We start from the raw sequence: 18,373 nt of genomic DNA, 5'->3' as shown, positions 1-18,373 counted from the left end.
CCGCACTCCGCCACCCCGCCGCACCGGCGGCCCGCCCCCGGGAGCCACGGGGCTGCTCCCGACGGCGCGCCCCGCGCGGCGGGGCCGGAGGGCACGCTGCCCGTCGGGGCCGGCCGGGACGGCGGCGCGGCATGAGCACCGCCGTCCTGGCCGGCCGCCCGGCCGCCCCGTTCGTCCTGCCCGCTCGCTTCGAGCGGGTGCCGGCGCTGGCCGCCGTCGCGCTGCTGCCCTGGCTCGCGGTCCTCGCCGTCTGCCACGAGACCCCGTGGGTGGTGCTCGACCTGGTCGAGCTCACCGCGCTGGTCACGCTCGACGCGCTGCTGCGCCGACGCAGCCCCGCCGCCGCCGTGGCCGGCGCGGCCGTCGCCCTGCTGCTCGCCGGGGACGCGCTGGCCGACGTCGCCTGCGCCGGGCCGGGCCACGCGGTGCTCGCCGCGCTGGTGATGGCGTTCCTCGTCGAACTGCCGCTCGCCGTGGTCTGCGTCCTGCTCGGCCGGGCCGCGGCGGCCGGTCTCTGAGGCCGGTCTCTGAGGGTTGGTGCCGAGGCGGGGCGCCGGGACCGCGTCGGCTCCCGCCGCGGGGTGCCGAGCAGGAGCGCCGGGCCGGTCAGCGGGTGGTGGGCAGACGGTTCATCAGCTCACGGGTCTGCTCGTCGCGCGGGGTGTAGGTGATCATCCGGGTGCCGAGCCGGGGGCCGAGCCAGAGATTGGTGTACTCGCAGTGCAGCAGTCCGACGCCCGGCACCCGGAAGCGCTTGATGCCGTTGCCCGGGCGCATCACGTCGTGCCGCTGCCAGGCCGCCTCGAAGTCGGGCGAGGCCCTGCGCAGCCGCGCCAGCAGCGTCTTCCAGGCCGGCTCCGCACTGTGGTCGGCCATCCCGGCGCGGAACCGGGCCACCATCACGTCGCGTTCGGTGTCGTGGTCCACGAGCACCTCGCGGAAGCGCGAGGGCGTGAACGCCAGCCACAACAGGTTCCGGTCCTCCGGGGCGAGCTCGGCGAGGTCCCCGACGATCCCGGTGTACTGGGCGTTGTACGCCAGCACGTCGTAACGCGTGTTGATCACTCCGGCCGGGCAGGGCGCCAGCTGATCCAGCACCAGGCGGATGCTGGGCGTCACCGACGGGCAGTCGACCACCGGCGCCGGGTCGTCCGCGCCCGCCAGGGTGAACAGGTGGGCGCGCTCGCTCGGGTCCAGCAGCAGCGCACGGGCGACCGCGTCCAGCACCTGGGCGGACACCTGGATGTCGCGGCCCTGCTCCAGCCACGTGTACCAGGTCACCCCGACGGCGGCGAGCTGCGCGACCTCCTCCCGGCGCAGGCCCGGGGTCCGGCGGCGCCCGGTCATCGGCAGGCCGACCTGCTCGGGTGCGATCCGCTCGCGGCGGCTGCGCAGGAAGGCCGCCAGGTCGTGCCGGCGGGCGTCGGCGGGGGTGTTCCGGGCTTGCGCGGGCGGGGTGACGAGGCTCATGGTTCCCAGCATGCGTCAGCCGCGATCCTGTTGCCAGGTACTTCTCATACCCGGATAACCACACTCTGGTACCAGGGTGCGGAGCAGCGGATCGTATGACCCGTGACCCGACACCTCGCCACCGCAGCCGCACAGGCCCGCGCCGCCACCACCCCCGGCAGCACCGCCACCGCCACCCGCCCCGCCGGCACCCCGGCCACCGACACCCCGGCCACCGGCGGCCCGTCGACCGCCCGCCCCTCGACCGGCGGCCGCCCCGCCGTGGCCCCGTCCCCCGGGACGCCCTCCCTCGGCACCGCCGGGCTGGTCACCGTCCTGCTCGGGGCCTTCCTGCCGATGCTCGACTTCTTCATCGTCAACGTCGCGCTGCCCACCATCGACCACGACCTCGCCGCCGGCCCCGCCGTCCTCGAACTCGTCGCCGCCGGCTACGGCATCGCCTTCGCCGTGCTGCTGGTGCTCGGCGGCCGCCTCGGCGACATCTTCGGCCGGCGCCGGCTCTTCGTCATCGGCGCGCTCGCCTTCGCCGTCACCTCGCTCGCCTGCGGCCTCGCCCCCGGCGCCTGGAGCCTGGTCGCCGCCCGGGCCGCCCAGGGCGCCTCGGCCGCACTGCTGATCCCGCAGGTCCTCGGCACCATCACCGCCGCCACCGAGGGCGCCCGGCGCGGCCGCGCCCTCAGCGTCTACGGAGCCGTCGGCGGCATCTCCGTCGTGATCGGCCAGGTGCTCGGCGGCATGCTCGTCGCCGCCGACCTGTTCGGCACCGGCTGGCGCTCCGTCTTCCTCCTCAACGTGCCGTTCGCGCTGCTCGCCGTGGTCCTCGCCGTCCGCTACGTCCCGGAGAGCCGGGCCGCCAGCGCCGCCCGGGTCGACGTCCCCGGCACCGTCCTGCTCACCGCGGCCCTGGTCGCGCTGCTCGTCCCCCTCATGGAGGGCCGCGCCGCCGGCTGGCCGCTCTGGTCCTGGGTGATGCTGGCCCTGTTCCCCGTCCTCGCCGTCGCCTTCGCCCTCGTCGAACGCCGCGCGGAGCGGCGCGGCGACACCCCGCTCGTGCCGCCGACGCTGCTGCGCATCCCCGAGATGCGGCGCGGCCTCGGCATTGCCCTGCCCTACTTCGCCGGTTTCGGCGGCTTCATGTTCGTCATCGCCGTCGCCCTGCAGCAGGGCCTGCACCTGGGCCCGGTGGCGGCCGGCTGGGCACTCGTCCCGATGGCCGTCGGCTACTTCAGCGCCTCGCTCTCCGGCCCGCGGCTGATCGGCCGGTACGGCAGCCGGGTGCTGAGCGCCGGTGCCGTCGTCCAGGCCACCGGCCTGGCCACCCTCGCCGCGACCGTGCTCACCGACTGGGCGCACTTCTCCCCGCTGCGGATGGCCCCCGGCGTCGCCCTGGCCGGCATCGGGCAGGGTCTCATCGGCACCCCGCTGTTCCGGGTCGTCCTCTCCAAGGTGCCCACCGCGCGCGCCGGCGTCGGCAGCGGCGTGCTCGCCACCAGCCAGCAGGCCAGCCTCGCCCTCGGCGTCGCCACCCTCGGCACCCTCTACCTGTCGCTCTCCCCCGGTCTCGGCATGGACCGCGCCCTCGCGCTCTGCCTGGGTCTCCAGCTCCTCGGCTCGTTCACCATCCTCCACCTGACCACCCGTCTCCCCCGCTCCATCGGCTGACCCGGCCGACGGGTCACGGCGCGCAGGACGGCCCCGCGGTCACCCCGTGACCGCGGGACCCGGCCGTTCCCGGCGGGGCGGTGCCCTCGGGGCGGTGCCCGTCGGGGCGGTGCCCGTCGGGGCGTCACTCACCCGGCCCCGGACCCGGGTGCCGGCACCCGGGCGGGGTGAGTACCCGTACTCATGCCGCGCCGGGGCGCCTGCGGAAGGCTCGTCCCGTACCTACCGCACACCCGAGGAGACCGTCGTGTCCGTCGAAGCCGCCCGTTCCGCCCACCACACCGCGGTCGCCCGGCTCATGGTGGTCGGCGCGGGGTTCTGGGGGGCCGCCCCCTTCTACGCCCTGGCCATGCGGCCGCATCCGGGCGATCGGCTGCCGCCCAGGGAGAAGTGGGGTTCCGCCGAGTACGAGACGGCCCAGATCGACAACCTGGTCGCGGGGATCGGCTTCCTGATGATCCTGCTGGCGGCCGCCACCGCCGCGTGGTGCTGGGCTCGGGCGGCGCACCGCCTGCGGCAGGGGGCGGCGGGCGCGGCGGCCTTCGCGGCGGGGACGGCGCTCTACACCGGGCTGCTGGCCGTCGTCGGCGCGGGCGCCGTCTTCGGCGGCCTGCGCGATCCGGCCGCGGTCGGGGCGCTCGCCGTCCTGCTGCCCCTGAGCGCGGCCGCCCTGGTGGCCACGGTGCTGCCCCGGATGCGGCGGACACCGTGGCCGGGCCTCGGCAGCGGCGCGGTCGACGGCCGCTGACGTCCCGTCGTGGCGGCCGGCGACCACAGCGCCCACCCGGCGCGGTGCCCCACGGCCCGCACCGGCTCCCGCCCGCGGCGCCCTCCTGCCAGCCCCGCCCGGCCTTCCTCCCGGCGCTCCGCGCTGTCACCCTGGTCATCAGCCCCGCCGCGGCGGGCACCCCGTACCGACGGCCACCCCGAGGAGGGACATGACCCCGGACATCCACCAGGCACTGGACCTCCAGGAGGACGACAACCTCCTGGAGGCCGGCGCCGCCGCCCCGCCCAACCGCCCGCCGTACGACAAGGTGCTCGCCACCCGCCCGGTCCGCCGGCTCCCGTACGCCTGGGTGGCGCGGAGCAGGCCCGGCGCCACCCTCGTGGCCGTCCTCGGCACCTGGAGCGAGGGCGCCGGCCTGGCCCGGCTCACCGTCCTGCCGGACGGCACCGCCGAGGGCGGGATCATCGCCCGCGCCGACGCGCTTCCCGGCGACGCCGCCCGGTACGCCCGGAGCCAGCGGTACTGGATCACCTTCGCCGGGCCCGGCCGGCCCGCGCGGACCTCCCCCACCCTCCTGAGCGACCCGGCGGCCGCCCTGCTCGTCCAACTGGCCTTCCCCGACGCGGAGTACTACGTCACCATCGGCGAGGACCTGGAGTCGATCCACTGCCTGGCGACCTCCGACTCGCTGGCCGAGGTCCGCGACGACACCTACGGCTGGACGGCCCACCAGAGCGGCCGGCGCGCCCTGTGGGACGAGGCCGAATCCCTCCTGGCCGCCTGGCAGGAGGCCGGGCGCCCCGGCCCCACCGCCGTCCGGCTCCGGATCGCCCCGCACACCTGGACCGCCTGGGTCCCGGGCCACCCCGCACTGCGCTGGGAGCACCGGTGCCCTGACGCGCCGTCCGGCAAAGTGTGAGAATCGCGTGATCTCCGGGACGGGCGGGGCGCTACCTGGAAGGCTGTGGCCCCGATCCGACCGCACCACGACCACCCGGGGGAGCCACCCATGCCGCTGTTCGGCAGCCGCAAGAACCTTCCGAAGCCCCTGTGCGACGAGCACGGCCCGTGCAGGGAACTCGCCAGGATCTCGGTCTTCGACGTCCGGGACCGGCTGCGGCTCCTGATCACCCCGACCAGCGGCCTGGGGCCGGACACGATGGCACAGCGGATCGACGACGAGCTGTCGGTGGTCCTCTGCGTCGACGGGGGGAAGCGGGGCGGGGCGACGGCGGCCCTGTCGATCGCCGAGCACGCCGCCGACCAGTGGAGCATCAGCCGCCCGGAGCTGTGGGAGCGGGCGTTCGCCAACCTGCCCGCCCAGGACCTCAACCGGCGGTCCTTCAACGCCACCAACGGCGACACCCTGTACGCCGTCAACGGCACGGGCGCCTGGCCCGGCGCCGCCCGGGCGCTGCGCCTGGAGCAGGCCCTGGGCGGGATCGAACTGCCCTACGGCGCCCTGGTCACCCTGCCCACGGGCAACGCCTTCTGCGCCGCGCCGATCCGCACCAGCGCCTCGCTGAACGCGATCCGCTTCATGATCGACCTGTCCGGGAACCTCGCCGCCGGCGACCCGGCGCCGCTGACCTCGTCGATCTTCTGGTACCGCGACGGCTGGCTCGAGAACCTCAACGTCGGGACGAACGGAATGATGCGCCCCTCGGCCCGCTTCCGCGAGCTCGCCGACACCCTGCCGGCGGCCTGAGCGACGGGCTCCCACCCGGGCCGGGGCGCACTCTTCCACAGCCCCCCGGGGGGCACCCCCGACGGCCGCCCCGAAACCCGCTGGCCCGGACCCACCCCTTCATGTCAGGGTGACGATATGAACGAGAAGCACGTGGGGCACCCCGGCGAGGCCCGCAGCCGGGCCGAGTTGGCGGCGCTGACGGCGGCCGGGGCGCGGCCGAAGTGGGTGATGTTCTGGGGGCACACCGCGCGTGGGGGCGGGGGCACCCGGCAGGAGTGCCTGAGCCAGTGGTGGCCCGCGGAGTTCACCGTGGACGGGGTGACCTACCCGTCGGCCGAGCACTGGATGATGGCGGGCAAGGCCCGGATGTTCGGGGACGAGGCCATCGCGCAGCAGGTGCTGGAGGCGCGGACCCCGGCCCAGGCGAAGAAGCTGGGGCGGCTGGTCCGGGGCTTCGACGGCGAGGTGTGGGAGGCCGGTCGGTTCGAGCTGGTCGTCGAGGGCAACGTCGCCAAGTTCGGGCAGGACGAGCGGTTGCGGGCGTACCTGCTGGGCACGGGGGCGCGGGTGCTGGTCGAGGCCAGTCCGGTGGACCGGATCTGGGGCATCGGGCTCGCCGCGGACGACGTCCGGGCGGAGCGCCCCGCCGAGTGGCGGGGGGAGAACCTGCTCGGCTTCGCGCTGATGGAGGCCCGCGCACGGCTGGCCCCGTGAGGGCGGTCGTCCCGCTGCTGGACGGTGCCGTGCTGCTGTCGACGGGGGCGGCGCTGGCAGTGGCGCCACGGGCGTGGCGGCGGGAGGTCCCGCCCGGGCGCGGGGGGCGCTTCGGCCCGGAGGCGGCGCTGGCCGTCGTCGTCGGACTGATCCTGCTCAACCAGGCCCTGTTCACGGTGTACGTCCGCCGGGTGCACGACGGCAGCGCCGCGTTCGTCGCCCGCCACCTGCCGCCCGGCTGGTTCGACCTGGCGGGCCCGAACGCGCTGCTCAACCGGCTGGCGGCGCACTTCCCCGCACCGGAGCTGCTGGCGCCCACCGTGCTCCGGGTCCAGGCGCTGCTCGAACTGCCGCTGGTGCTGCTGGCGTTCGCCGCCGTGCTACGCCGGCTGGACCGGGGCCTGTACGTACGGGTGGCGAGCTCGCCGCTGGTCCCGTTCGCCGCCGCCTCCTACACGGTGGCGTTCTGCGCGGTGGAGTGGGACCTGCACAACCCGTACACCGTGGACGACATCGCGCTGCGGATCGTCTCGGCGCTGGTCACCCCGCCGTTGCTGGCCCGGATCGCCGGGCGGGAGCCGCCCGCCGACCGACCGCCGCGCAGCCCGGTGCTGTTCGCGGTCGACCTGTGGCTGTACGGCCACCTGATGCTGGTGCTGTACGACACCGTGCTGCTCTACAACCTGGGCCGGCTCGGCGGGCACCTGCCCGGCGCGCTCGCCGCGGCGGCCGCCCTGGCCGTCACCGCGGCGCTGCCGCGGTCCGCGCAGGAGCCCGGCCCCCGGGTCGCCGCGCTCACCGCGACGACCGGCCGCGCGCTCGCCCTCTTCCTGGTGCCGGCGCTCGCGATCCGCTACGGCGCCTCCTTCGGCACTCCCCGGCTCGCCGCCGCCGCGGGCCTGCTGGTGGCGGCGGCCGCGCTGCGCCGGGAGTCCCTCCGACTGCTCCCCGCCGCGGCGGCGGGCCTGGCCGTCGGGTGCGCGGTGGCCGCGCTGCTGCCGGGGCCGTACTTCGAGGCGACGCTGCTCCGGAGCGCGACCGGCGCACTTCTCGCGGCGTCCGCCCTCTGCGAGCTCCTTGACACCACTCGGTCACGACTGGACGTGCTCCCTTAACTCCCCAGCCACATAACGACGCCAGGATGTCCCGCAGTCAGGGTCGAGATGGACAGGGTGGGGCGATCATGCGCATGCGGCCGACGGCAGAACCCGCGGGCCAGCACCTGGAAGGCGAGCACCAGGCGCACGAACTCCGGGCGGAGCTGGACGAGTTACTCCGGGCGAGCCGCTACGCGAGCCAGCGGGAGCGGCGGTTGAACGAGGCGCTGCGGGCGGCACCGGGCCGCCAGCGGCCGGACGGGGACCTGCTGCGCCAACTGGCCCAGGCCCGCACCCTGCGCGAGGGCCTGGGCGCCCGCTGCCTCCAACTGAGCGACCAGCTGGAGGACTTGCAGACCCGGCTCCGGCACCGGCAGTCCGAGCAGGCACCGCACCCCGCGCCGGCGGCACCGCCCGCCCGGCCCGACCTCGGCGCCCTGTCCGAGCGGGTGTCGGCCCTGCACCGCGCCGGCGCGTTCGCCGAGGCCGCGGAGCTGCTCGCCCAGGCCGCGACCCGCCTCGAACCGGCCGACACCGCACTGCTGGTCGGCATGCTGGCCCGGCGCGGCCCGTCGGGCGCCTCGCTCCGGCTGGCCAAGAGCGCCGCCCGCTGCTCCCCGGAGCAGGCGGTGGCGGTGCTGGCGGAGTTGCGCGAGCTCGGGCTGGCCGAGGAGGCCGCGGAGCTGTTCCACACCTTCTGGGGCCTCCCGGCCGCCGAGCTGCCCGCCCTGCTGGCGGCGCTGGAGCGGGCCGGTCAGAGCGCGGACGGCGCCACGCTGCTCTGGGAGTGGGGCTCGGCGCCGACACCGGAGCTCACCGCGCTGGCCGACGGCCTGCGGCGCGCGAACCGCCGGGCCGACCTGCGGACCCTGCTGCGCCAGGCGGCGGGCCGGCCGACCGCGGACCTGGCCTCGCTGGCGACGGGCCTGCCGGCCGAGCTCGCCACCGTACTGCTGCACGAGCTGGCCGCGCTGCGCCCGCCGGCGGAGCTGGTCCGGCTGGCGGCCGCTCTGGAGACGGCCCCGGGGCTGTACGAGGAGCTGCTCGCGGCCCTGCTGGCCGACGCCGTCCGGCACCGGACCACCCTCGCCGCGCTGCGCAGCGCCGGCCTGCCGACCACGCCGGCCCCGGCACCGCGGTCCCGCCGGGGCCGCAGGTAGCCGCGCCGGGCCGCGACGGGCCGCGACGACGGGAGCCCCCGCCCGCCCGGTGAGGGCGGACGGGGGCTCCCGGAGGCGCCGGCCGGACTCAGCAGCCGATCAGTCGCGCGGCCAGGTACGACTTGACCTGGTCGAGCGAGACCCGCTCCTGAGACATGGTGTCGCGCTCGCGCACGGTCACCGCGTTGTCCTCGAGGGTGTCGAAGTCGACGGTGACGCAGAACGGCGTGCCGATCTCGTCCTGGCGGCGGTAGCGCTTGCCGATGGCGCCGGCGTCGTCGAACTCGACGTTCCACGCGGTGCGCAGGTCGGCGGCCAGGCCGCGGGCCTTCGGGGAGAGGTCGGCGTTGCGCGACAGCGGCAGGACGGCGACCTTGACCGGGGCCAGGCGCGGGTCGAGCCGCATGCCGACGCGCTTCTCCAGGACGCCCTTGGCGTTGGGCGCCTCGTCCTCGAAGTAGGCGTCGATCAGGAAGGCCAGCATGGCGCGGTTGAGGCCGGCCGCCGGCTCGATGACGTACGGGAAGTACCGCTCGCCGGACTCCTGGTCGAAGTACTTCAGGTCCTGGCCGGACGCCTCGCTGTGCACCCGCAGGTCGTAGTCGGTGCGGTTGGCGACGCCCTCCAGCTCGGAGAACTCGCTGCCGCCGAAGTTGAAGCGGTACTCGATGTCCACCGTGCGCTTGGCGTAGTGGGAGAGCTTCTCCTTCGGGTGCTCGAAGAAGCGCATGTTCTCGGTGCGCAGGCCGAGGCCGACGTACCAGTCCCAGCGCTGCTGGAGCCAGTACTCGTGCCACTGCTCGTCCTCGCCCGGCTTGACGAAGAACTCCATCTCCATCTGCTCGAACTCGCGGGTGCGGAAGATGAAGTTGCCGGGGGTGATCTCGTTGCGGAAGCTCTTGCCGGTCTGGGCGATGCCGAACGGCGGCTTCTTGCGCGAGGTGGTCTGGACGGCCTTGAAGTTGGTGAAGATGCCCTGGGCGGTCTCGGGGCGCAGGAACGCCAGGCCGCTGGCCTCCTCGGTGACACCGAGGTGGGTCTTCAGCATGCCCGAGAAGTCCTTGGGCTCGGTGAACTGGCCCTTGGTGCCGCAGTCGGGGCAGTTGACGTCCTTGAGGCCGTTGGCCGGCGGGAAGCCGTGCTTGGCCTCGTACTTCTCCTCCAGGTGGTCGGCCCGGTGGCGCTTGTGGCAGGAGAGGCACTCGGTCAGCGGGTCGTTGAAGGTGGCGACGTGGCCGGAGGCCTCCCAGACCTCACGGGCGAGGATCACCGACGAGTCGAGTCCGACGACGTCCTCACGCGCCTGCACCATCGCGCGCCACCACTGGCGCTTGATGTTCTCCTTGAGCTCGACACCCAGCGGCCCGTAGTCCCAGGCGGCACGCGTGCCGCCGTAGATCTCGCTGCAGGGGTAGACGAAGCCACGGCGCTTGCTCAGGCTGACGATCGTGTCGATCTTGTCGGCGGCCACAGTGCTCTCTTCAGTACGTACGGCACGGTCAGGGCACGGCTGGTTGCGCGTACCCGAATACCTCAGGTTACCGGCCATATGGGTACGTGGTTCAAATCGGTATCGTCCGGTCTCCCCCACCCATCGTCACCTGCCGTTCACCCGTCCGAGTGAGTTGACAATCATTTCCACTAAAGATGAGAATGATTGTCATGATGATCCGACGACGCACCCGCAGCTCCATAGCCCTCGCCGCCACCGCCCTCGCCGCCTCCCTCGCCCTCACGGCCTGCGGCGGCAGCAGCAGCGCCCAGGACGCGAACGGCAAGCTGAAGGTCGTCGCCTCCTTCTACCCGATGGAGTACCTGGCCCAGCAGATCGGCAAGGACCACGTCGCGGTCACCGACCTCACCGCGGCCGGCGTCGAGCCGCACGACCTGGAGCTCACCGCCAAGCAGGTCGGCACCGTCCAGAAGGCCGACGCGATCCTCTACCTCAAGGGCCTGCAGCCCACCGTCGACCAGGCGGTCGCCCAGTCCGGCAGCAAGCACAAGATCGACGCCACCGCCGCCAGCCCGCTGGTGGACCACCACCTCGACGAGGGCGCCGAGGGCGGCGGGGCCGACGGGCACCGGCACGAGGGCCCGGCCGGCGACCCGCACATCTGGCTCGACCCGACCCGCTACGCGGCGGTGGCCAGGAGCGTCGGCGAGGAGTTCGCCAAGGCCGACCCGGCCCACGCCGAGGACTACCGCCGGAACACCGACGACCTGGTCGGCCGGCTGACCGCGCTCGACGAGCAGTTCCGCACCGGCCTGAAGGACGCCGGCACCCGGACCTTCGTCACCAGCCACGCCGCCTTCGGCTACCTCGCCGAGCACTACGGCCTCACCCAGGTCGCCATCAACGGCGTCGACCCGGAGTCCGAGCCCACCCCGGCCCGCCTCGCCGAGGTGCAGAAGGCCGCCAAGGACAACGGTGTCACCACGATCTTCTTCGAGACCCTGGTCAGCCCCAAGCTCGCCGACACCGTCGCCAAGGACCTCGGCCTCAGGACCGCCGTCCTGGACCCCCTGGAGGGCGTCAAGGACCCGGCCAAGGACGACTACCTGACGGTGATGAAGCAGAACCTGGCCAACCTCCAGGCCGCCCTCGGCGCCACCAGCGCCGCCAGCTGACGGGACGACAGCACGCCATGACCCCTCCGATACCCCCGGCCGTCCGCCTCCGTGACGCCGTCGCCTCGCGCGGCGGCCGGCCGGTGCTGCGCGGCGTCGACCTCACCGTCCAGCCCGGCGAGGTGGTCGCCCTGCTCGGCGCCAACGGCTCCGGCAAGTCCACCACCGTCAAGGCCGTCATCGGCTCCGTCCCGCTGGAGCAGGGCTCCCTGGAGCTGTTCGGCGTCCCGTACGCCGGGTTCCGCGCCTGGCACCGGATCGGGTACGTCCCGCAGCGCACCACCGCCGCCTCCGGCGTCCCCGCCACCGTGCGCGAGGTGGTCTCCACCGGGCGCCTGCCGCAGCACCGGCTGCTGCCGTTCCGCCGCCGGGACCGCGCCGCGGTGGACCGCGCGCTGCACGCCGTCGGCATGCTGGAGCGGGCCGGGGACGGCGTCGCCGACCTCTCCGGCGGCCAGCAGCAGCGGGTGCTGATCGCCCGCGCCCTGGTCGGCACCCCCGACCTGCTGATCATGGACGAGCCGATGGCCGGCGTGGACGCCGCCAGCCAGCAGGTGCTCGCCGACACGCTGCGCGCCGAGGTCGCCCGCGGTGCCGCCGTCCTCCTCGTGCTGCACGAACTCGGCCCGCTGGAGCCGCTGATCGACCGCGCCGTGGTGCTGCGGGACGGCTGCGTCGCGCACGACGGCCCGCCGGTGCCCAACACCGGACTGCACGCGCTCCCCGGCCACGACCACGTCCACCCGCACGCCGACCACACCCCGCCGAGGCTGCTCGCATGACCGAGATGCTGTCCTACGAGTTCATGCAGCGCGCCCTGCTCGCCGCCGTCCTGGTCGGGATCACCGCCCCGGCCGTCGGCATCTACCTGGTGCAGCGCCGGCAGGCCCTGATGGGCGACGGCATGGGCCACGTCGCGATGACCGGCGTCGGCCTCGGCTTCATCTTCCAGACCAGCCCGGTCTGGATGGCCGTCCTGGTCTGCGTGCTCGGCGCCGTCACCATGGAGCTGGTCCGCTCGCGCGGCAACCAGCGCGGCGACATCGCGCTCGCGATGCTCTTCTACGGCGGCATGGCCTGCGGCAAGCTGCTCGTCTCGCTCTCCGCCCAGGCCGGCGCCGGCTCGCTGGAGAGCTACCTGTGGGGCTCGATCCTCACCGTCGCCCCCGCGGACCTGACCGCCATCGCGGTGCTCGGCGCGGTGGTCGTCGCGGTCACCGTCGGGCTGCGGCGCCAGCTCTTCGCGATCTGCCAGGACGAGGACTTCGCCCGGGTCACCGGGCTGCCGGTGCGCACCCTCAACCTGCTGCTCGCGGTGATGGCCGCGGTCACCGTCACCGTCGCCATGCGGGTGGTCGGCCTGCTGCTGGTCAGCGCCCTGATGGTGGTCCCGGTGGTCGCCGCCCAGCAGCTGACCCGCTCCTTCGCCGCCACCCAGGCGGCCTCGATCGCGCTCGGCGTGGTGGTCTCGCTGGCCGGCGTCACCGGCTCCTACCAGCTCGACGTGCCCTCCGGTCCGGCCATCGTGCTGCTCGCGATCGCCGTCTTCGCGGTGTTCAGCGTGCTCGCGGCACCGCTCGCCCGGCGCCGCCACCGGGCCTCCGCGGACCCGGGACCGAAGGTCTGCGACGTCGAACTGCCGGACCGTCCGGCCGGGTCGCACCCGGGGCAACTCCCGGAACAGAGTTCGTCCGACACGACCACCCCGGGGCGGCGGGCAGGGCTGGCACAATGAGGTGCGAGACGCCCACCACCCCAGGAGGACCCACGGTGACCACCGCAGGCCCGTCGCCGCGCGCCCGATCGACCCGGCAGCGTGCCGCCGTCTCGGCGGCCCTGGACGAGATCGAGGACTTCCGCAGCGCGCAGGAGCTCCACGACATGCTCAAGCACCGCGGGGACTCCGTCGGTCTGACCACGGTCTACCGCACCCTCCAGTCGCTCGCGGACGCCGGTGAGGTGGACGTGCTGCGCACCGCCGACGGCGAGGCGGTCTACCGCCGGTGCAGCAGCGGGCACCACCACCACCTGGTCTGCCGGCACTGCGGCGCCACCGTCGAGGTGGAGGGCCCGGCGGTGGAGCGCTGGGCCAACTCGGTCGCCGCCGAGCACGGGTTCAGCGACATCGCGCACACCCTGGAGATCTTCGGCACCTGCGCGGAGTGCGCCAAGAAGGTCTGAGCGCGCCGCCCGGACGCGACGACGGCGAAGGGCCCGCGGGAGCTGCTCCCGCGGGCCCTTCGCCGTGCCCCGGCTCCGCGCCTCAGCGCTGGGTGGGCAGCCCCACCGGCGCCGGCACCTCGTTCGGGATCGCCCCGCCGAAGCGGCGGTCGCGCATCGCGTACTGCTCGCAGGCGCGCCACAGGTCACGGCGGTCGAAGTCCGGCCAGAGCACGTCCTGGAACACGAACTCGGCGTACGCGGACTGCCAGAGCAGGAAGTTGGAGGTGCGCTGCTCGCCGCTGGGGCGCAGGAAGAGGTCCACGTCCGGCATGTCCGGGTGGTACATGTAGCGGGCGAGGGTCTTCTCGTTGACCTTCTTCGGGTCCAGCCGCCCGGCGGCGACGTCGGCCGCGAGGGCCTGCGCCGCGTCCGCGAGCTCGGCCCGGCCACCGTAGTTGACGCACATGTAGAGCGTGACGGCGTCGTTGCCCTTGGTCTGCTCCTCGGCGACCTGCAGCTCCTGGACGACGCTCTTCCACAGCTTCGGCATCCGGCCGGCCCAGCGGATCCGCACGCCCATCGCGTCCATCTCGTCCCGGCGGCGGCGGATGACGTCCCGGTTGAAGTTCATCAGGAACTTCACCTCGTCGGGCGAGCGCTTCCAGTTCTCGGTGGAGAACGCGTACAGCGAGATGTTCTTGACCCCGAGCTCGATCGCGCCCTTGAGGACGTCCAGCACGACGGACTCCCCGACCTTGTGGCCTTCGGTGCGCGGCAGCCCGCGCTCCTTGGCCCAGCGGCCGTTGCCGTCCATCACGATCGCGACGTGCTCGGGGACCAGCTCACCGGGGATCTTCGGCGGCCGGGCGCCGCTGGGGTGCGGGGTCGGGGGAACGTACTCCCGCTGCTTGCCGCCGCCGAAGAGCCGTCGCGCTGCCATGTGCTCACTTCTCCACGTATCTCATCGAGCGGATGCCCCGCTCCAAATGCCACTGCAGATAGGCCGCGACCAGGCCGCTGCCCTCCCGCCAGTACCGCGGCTCGCAGGAATCGGCCGTCTGCCAGTCCCCTGACAGCAGCGCCCCGAGCAGTACCAGTGTCTCAGGGGAGGGTACGGCACATCCCGGCACTCGGCAGTCCGGGCAGAGCACGCCGCCCGCCTGGAGCGAGAAGAAACGGTTCGGCCCCTCCAGGCCGCACTTGGCGCAGTCGGTGAAGCTCGCGCCGTACCCGTTCACCGCGAGCGACCTGAGCAGGAAGGCGTCCAGCACCAGGTGCGACTCGTGCAGGCCCGCCGCCAGCGTGCGCAGACCGCCCACCAGCAGCAGGTACTGCTGCACCGCCGGCTCGCCCTCGTTCTCGGCGAACCGCTCGGCCGTCTCCAGCATCGCCGTCCCGGCGGTGTAGCGGCCGTAGTCGGTGACGATCGAACCGCCGTACGGCGCGATGGTCTCCACCTGGGTGCAGAGCGGCAACCCGCGGCCGACCAGCTCACTCCCCCGGCTGAAGAACTGCACGTCCACGTGCGAGAACGGCTCCAGGCGGGCGCCGAACTTGGACTTGGTCTTCCGCACCCCGCGCGCCACCGCGCGCACCTTGCCGTGCTGGCGGGTCAGCAGGGTGATGATCCGATCGGCCTCGCCGAGCTTCTGCGCCCGCAACACGACGCCGTCGTCCCGGAAAAGACTCATGCCAGCCATTCTCCCCCAGCCGCCGGCCCCGGCCGACAGCCGGCGACGACCGCCGGGGCCCGGGCGGGTGCCGACAGCCGTGTTGCCCGCACCGAGTCCGTGGGGGAGGACCGTACGGTGCGGGTCACGGCGGGCCCGGAGGGGGGAGTCGGGCCCGTTTGTGGGGGATGGGGATGGCTCGGGGGGTCCGGTAGGACGGTTCAGGAGGTCGGTATCCAGGGGGCCGGTTCAGGAGGTCGGTTCAGGTCCAGGAGGTCGGTTCGGCGGGGGCGGCCCGGCGCACCCGCCGCCGGGGCCCGGCCCGGAGCCGGAGACCGGGACGGGCGGGGCGACTAGTACGGCGCCCGGGTCGCCGCCTCCAGCAGCGCCCCGACCCGCGACGCCGGCAGGTCCAGACAGCGCCCGACCGCGGCCAGCGCCTCGCGCTCCTGCGGCAGGTAGCGGCCGTCGGCGAGGGCGATCGCCGCACCCTGCAGCAGCAGCCGCTCCCGGCCCTGGTGGGCCAGGTGCGGGGCGAGCGGTTCGAGCACCGCGTGCAGTTCCACCGCCAGGCCGGCGGCCTCCCCCAGCCCCTCGCCGGAGGGCGCCCCCAGCTCGTGGGCGTCGCGGAGTTCGCCGCCGAGCCCGGAGAGCGCGGCGAGCGCGGCCAGCACCTGCGCCTCGCCGCAGTCCTCGAAGCCGGCCTCGCGCACCGCCGTGCAGGCCGCCTCGCGGGCCGCCCGGTGGGCGGTGCCGCCGGCCGCGAGCAGGGCCAGCGCGATGGTGTACTGGGCGTCCCGCAGCATCGCTCCGAGGCGCACGCAGGTCGGTTGCTCCAGGCTCTCGACGCCGTACCGGCCGTGGCAGCCGGTGCACTGCACGCTGCCGATCACCGGGCCGAGCGGGAGCACCGGCGTCCCCAGCAACCGCAGCCACCGCCGGCCGTGCTGCCGGCGGTAGTTGCGGTCCCCGCCACAGCCGGGGCAGAAGAAGTCACCGAGAACGTCCGTCCGCCACTGCGGGCGAACACCCCACAACCTGGTCACGGCGCCACTCCCCAGACATGGCAGGCGGCCTGCACAACTATGGGCAGGTCACGCGACCGGACACCTGGGCCGTCCCACCGACCCGGCTTTCCGGTGGATCGATGTTGCCACGGTTACCGGCACGTGTCAGTACCCCGAACGCCTTCCGACCCGAAAAAATGTGGCGCAGGACACAGCCGCCCCCAGGTGCGGCGAAGGGCCGCCCCGGAGGACGGCCCCGCCGCGTGCCACTCGTACGAACTACCCGCGCTGCGCCCGGTTGACGGCGCTGATCATCGCCTTCAGCGAGGCCAGCACGGTGTTGCCGTCGATGCCGACGCCCCACAGCACCTTGCCGTCCACCGCGCACTCCACGTACGCGGCGGCCTGGGCGTCGCCGCCCTCGCTCAGCGCGTGCTCGGCGTAGTCCAGGACGCGGACGTCCACGTCGATGCGGGCCAGCGCGTCCGCGAAGGCGGAGACCGGACCGTTGCCGACACCGGTCAGGGTGACCGGCAGGCCGTCCACCAGCGCGCCGGCGATCAGCGCGTCCCGGCCGTCCTCGGTGGTCAGGGTCCGCGAACCGCTCAGCGAGATCCGGCCCCACGGGTTCTCCGTGGTGGGCAGGTACTCGTCCTCGAAGACCCGCCAGATCTCGGCCGGGGTGACCTCGCCGCCCTCGGCGTCGGTCATGGCCTGGATGATCCGGGAGAACTCGATCTGCATCCGGCGCGGCAGGTCCAGCTTGTGGTCGTTCTTCAGGACGTACGCGACACCGCCCTTGCCGGACTGGCTGTTGACCCGGATGACCGCCTCGTAGGTGCGGCCGACGTCCTTCGGGTCGATCGGCAGGTACGGCACGCCCCAGGTGTGCTCCTCCACCGGGACGCCGGCCGCCTTCGCGTCCGCTTCCAGGGCGTCGAAGCCCTTCTTGATGGCGTCCTGGTGCGAGCCGGAGAAGGAGGTGTACACCAGGTCACCGGCGTACGGGTGGCGCGGGTGCACCTCCATCTGGTTGCAGTACTCGGCGGTGCGGCGCACCTCGTCGATGTCGGAGAAGTCGATCTGCGGGTCGATGCCCTGCGAGAACAGGTTCATGCCCAGCGTCACCAGGTCGACGTTGCCGGTCCGCTCGCCCTGGCCGAACAGGCAGCCCTCGATGCGGTCGGCGCCCGCCATGTAGGCCAGCTCGGCGGAGGCCACGGCGGTGCCGCGGTCGTTGTGCGGGTGGACGGACAGGCAGACGAACTCGCGGCGCGACAGGTTGCGCGACATCCACTCGAACTGGTCGGCCTGGACGTTCGGGGTGGCCCGCTCGATGGTGGCCGGCAGGTTCAGGATGATCTCGCGGCCCTCGCCGGGCTGCCAGACGTCCATCACCGCCTCGCAGACCTCCAGAGCGAAGTCCAGCTCGGTGTCGACGAAGATCTCCGGCGAGTACTGGTAGCCGAAGACGGTGTCCTCGCCCAGCAGCTTCTCGGCGTACTCCATCACCAGCCGGGTGCCGTCGGTGGCGATCGCCTTGGTGGCGGCCCGGTCGTTGCGGAAGACCACCCGGCGGAACAGCGGGGCCGTCGCGTTGTACAGGTGGACGGTCGCGCGCGGGGCGCCGACCAGCGACTCGACGGTCTTCTCGATCAGCTCCTCGCGGGCCTGGGTCAGCACCGAGATGGTGACGTCCTCCGGGATCGCCCCCTCCTCGATCAGCGACCGCACGAAGGCGTGGTCGGTGGCGCCGGAGGACGGGAATCCGACCTCGATCTCCTTGTAGCCCATCGCGACCAGCAGGTCGAACATCTTGCGCTTGCGGGCCGGGGACATCGGGTCGATCAGCGCCTGGTTGCCGTCCCGCAGGTCGGTGGAGAGCCAGCGCGGCGCCTTGGTGATCACCTTGCTCGGCCAGGTGCGGTCCGGCAGGTCGACGGTGTCGAACGGCAGGTAGCGCCCGTGCCGCATGCCCGAGGGCTGCTGACGGACGGAGGCGCCGGTGATCGGGGTGGGGCGGTCGACGAAGGCGCGACCGGCGGGGATGGACGCGGCGGAGCTCTGCTCGGTCATGGAGTGACTCTCTCGGCTTCCTGTGATGCGTGGGTGCGGGGCGGGTCGGGGAAGATCAACACCGACTGGCCGGCCAGCTGCCGCTCGCGATCCTCCGTTGGATCGCCCGATGACGCGCACAGCTCGAATCCCCGCGGCGAGGGAGCCGGCCCGAAATGGACTACAGGCCCTCGACGCGGCAGCTAAGAAGAAGCAGCCCGTTGCGCATGATGTCCCCAGCGTAACCCAGGGCCGCGCGCCCCCGAAGTGATCCGGCCCACCGTTCCACTCCTTGAGACGCCGACCGGTCATGCCAAGAGTGGTGAC

18 protein-coding genes are annotated in these 18,373 nt (G+C 73.8%); 12 read left to right on the top strand and 6 right to left on the bottom strand.

What is annotated here, in order from left to right:
• The first annotated feature begins 131 nt into the window (after positions 1–131).
• Positions 132–518 carry a hypothetical protein gene (locus tag ACIRS1_RS03320; protein ID WP_402836450.1) on the top strand — a complete coding sequence of 129 codons (387 nt, stop codon included), beginning with the start codon at positions 132–134 and terminating at the stop codon, positions 516–518.
• 88 nt (positions 519–606) lie between these two features.
• Here ACIRS1_RS03320 and ACIRS1_RS03315 read toward each other — a convergent pair whose 3' ends face one another.
• Complete coding sequence (locus ACIRS1_RS03315) at positions 607–1,470, bottom strand: helix-turn-helix transcriptional regulator (protein WP_360210118.1); 864 nt, start codon at positions 1,468–1,470, stop codon at positions 607–609.
• Between the two features lie 102 nt (positions 1,471–1,572).
• Between ACIRS1_RS03315 and ACIRS1_RS03310 the strand changes: the two genes are divergently transcribed.
• The 7 genes from ACIRS1_RS03310 to ACIRS1_RS03280 all read left to right on the top strand — a co-directional run bounded on the left by ACIRS1_RS03310 (position 1,573) and on the right by ACIRS1_RS03280 (position 8,523).
• The gene (locus ACIRS1_RS03310; protein WP_402836448.1) at positions 1,573–3,132 is read left to right on the top strand and encodes an MFS transporter; all 1,560 of its coding nucleotides are present in this window, start codon (positions 1,573–1,575) and stop codon (positions 3,130–3,132) included.
• 247 nt (positions 3,133–3,379) lie between these two features.
• Entirely contained in the window at positions 3,380–3,880 is a 501-nt protein-coding gene (locus ACIRS1_RS03305; protein ID WP_402836447.1) for a hypothetical protein, read from the top strand.
• 190 nt (positions 3,881–4,070) lie between these two features.
• A complete protein-coding gene (locus ACIRS1_RS03300; RefSeq protein ID WP_402836445.1) occupies positions 4,071–4,781 on the top strand; it encodes a hypothetical protein in 711 nt (236 codons plus the stop codon).
• Between the two features lie 90 nt (positions 4,782–4,871).
• Positions 4,872–5,570 (top strand): hypothetical protein, encoded by a 699-nt coding sequence (locus tag ACIRS1_RS03295; protein ID WP_387897682.1) that lies wholly within the window; start codon positions 4,872–4,874, stop codon positions 5,568–5,570.
• A gap of 117 nt (positions 5,571–5,687) precedes the next feature.
• Positions 5,688–6,266 carry an NADAR family protein gene (locus tag ACIRS1_RS03290; protein WP_402836443.1) on the top strand — a complete coding sequence of 193 codons (579 nt, stop codon included), beginning with the start codon at positions 5,688–5,690 and terminating at the stop codon, positions 6,264–6,266.
• Positions 6,263–7,381 carry a hypothetical protein gene (locus ACIRS1_RS03285; protein ID WP_402836441.1) on the top strand — a complete coding sequence of 373 codons (1,119 nt, stop codon included), beginning with the start codon at positions 6,263–6,265 and terminating at the stop codon, positions 7,379–7,381. Before ACIRS1_RS03290 ends, ACIRS1_RS03285 begins: the two co-directional genes overlap by 4 nt.
• Before the next feature lie 68 nt (positions 7,382–7,449).
• Complete coding sequence (locus tag ACIRS1_RS03280) at positions 7,450–8,523, top strand: hypothetical protein (RefSeq protein WP_402836439.1); 1,074 nt, start codon at positions 7,450–7,452, stop codon at positions 8,521–8,523.
• Between the two features lie 88 nt (positions 8,524–8,611).
• On the opposite strand, the gene ACIRS1_RS03275 is transcribed toward ACIRS1_RS03280, so the two are convergent.
• Entirely contained in the window at positions 8,612–9,994 is a 1,383-nt protein-coding gene (locus ACIRS1_RS03275) for a glycine--tRNA ligase (protein WP_360210132.1), read from the bottom strand.
• Positions 9,995–10,185: 191 nt separating this feature from the next.
• On the opposite strand from ACIRS1_RS03275, the gene ACIRS1_RS03270 reads away from it, so the two are divergent.
• From ACIRS1_RS03270 to ACIRS1_RS03255, 4 genes are read left to right on the top strand one after another with little or no spacing between them, the layout of a single operon-like run.
• Positions 10,186–11,151, top strand: a complete 966-nt coding sequence (locus ACIRS1_RS03270) for a metal ABC transporter substrate-binding protein (RefSeq protein ID WP_402836437.1) — start codon at positions 10,186–10,188, stop codon at positions 11,149–11,151.
• 17 nt (positions 11,152–11,168) lie between these two features.
• Positions 11,169–11,933 carry a metal ABC transporter ATP-binding protein gene (locus tag ACIRS1_RS03265; RefSeq protein ID WP_402836435.1) on the top strand — a complete coding sequence of 255 codons (765 nt, stop codon included), beginning with the start codon at positions 11,169–11,171 and terminating at the stop codon, positions 11,931–11,933.
• Positions 11,930–12,886 (top strand): metal ABC transporter permease, encoded by a 957-nt coding sequence (locus ACIRS1_RS03260; protein WP_360210138.1) that lies wholly within the window; start codon positions 11,930–11,932, stop codon positions 12,884–12,886. The genes ACIRS1_RS03265 and ACIRS1_RS03260 overlap by 4 nt, the downstream gene beginning before the upstream one ends.
• 35 nt (positions 12,887–12,921) lie before the next feature.
• Positions 12,922–13,332 (top strand): Fur family transcriptional regulator, encoded by a 411-nt coding sequence (locus ACIRS1_RS03255; RefSeq protein WP_360210140.1) that lies wholly within the window; start codon positions 12,922–12,924, stop codon positions 13,330–13,332.
• Between the two features lie 82 nt (positions 13,333–13,414).
• On the opposite strand, the gene ACIRS1_RS03250 is transcribed toward ACIRS1_RS03255, so the two are convergent.
• The 4 genes from ACIRS1_RS03250 to leuA form a co-directional block, all read right to left on the bottom strand.
• A complete protein-coding gene (locus ACIRS1_RS03250; protein WP_360210142.1) occupies positions 13,415–14,254 on the bottom strand; it encodes an isoprenyl transferase in 840 nt (279 codons plus the stop codon).
• Between the two features lie 4 nt (positions 14,255–14,258).
• Positions 14,259–15,005 (bottom strand): DNA repair protein RecO, encoded by a 747-nt coding sequence (gene recO, locus ACIRS1_RS03245; RefSeq protein ID WP_387897671.1) that lies wholly within the window; start codon positions 15,003–15,005, stop codon positions 14,259–14,261.
• A 332-nt stretch (positions 15,006–15,337) separates the two neighbouring features.
• Positions 15,338–16,030, bottom strand: a complete 693-nt coding sequence (locus tag ACIRS1_RS03240; RefSeq protein ID WP_402836432.1) for a TerB family tellurite resistance protein — start codon at positions 16,028–16,030, stop codon at positions 15,338–15,340.
• A gap of 240 nt (positions 16,031–16,270) precedes the next feature.
• The gene (leuA, locus tag ACIRS1_RS03235; protein ID WP_360210148.1) at positions 16,271–18,067 is read right to left on the bottom strand and encodes a 2-isopropylmalate synthase; all 1,797 of its coding nucleotides are present in this window, start codon (positions 18,065–18,067) and stop codon (positions 16,271–16,273) included.
• Positions 18,068–18,373: the final 306 nt, after the last annotated feature.

It is taken from the genome of Kitasatospora sp. NPDC101176 (assembly GCF_044768035.1).
Classification (GTDB): domain Bacteria; phylum Actinomycetota; class Actinomycetes; order Streptomycetales; family Streptomycetaceae; genus Kitasatospora.
The sequence above is the reverse complement of the archived record's forward strand: the minus strand, read 5'-3'. Positions and strand labels throughout refer to the sequence as shown.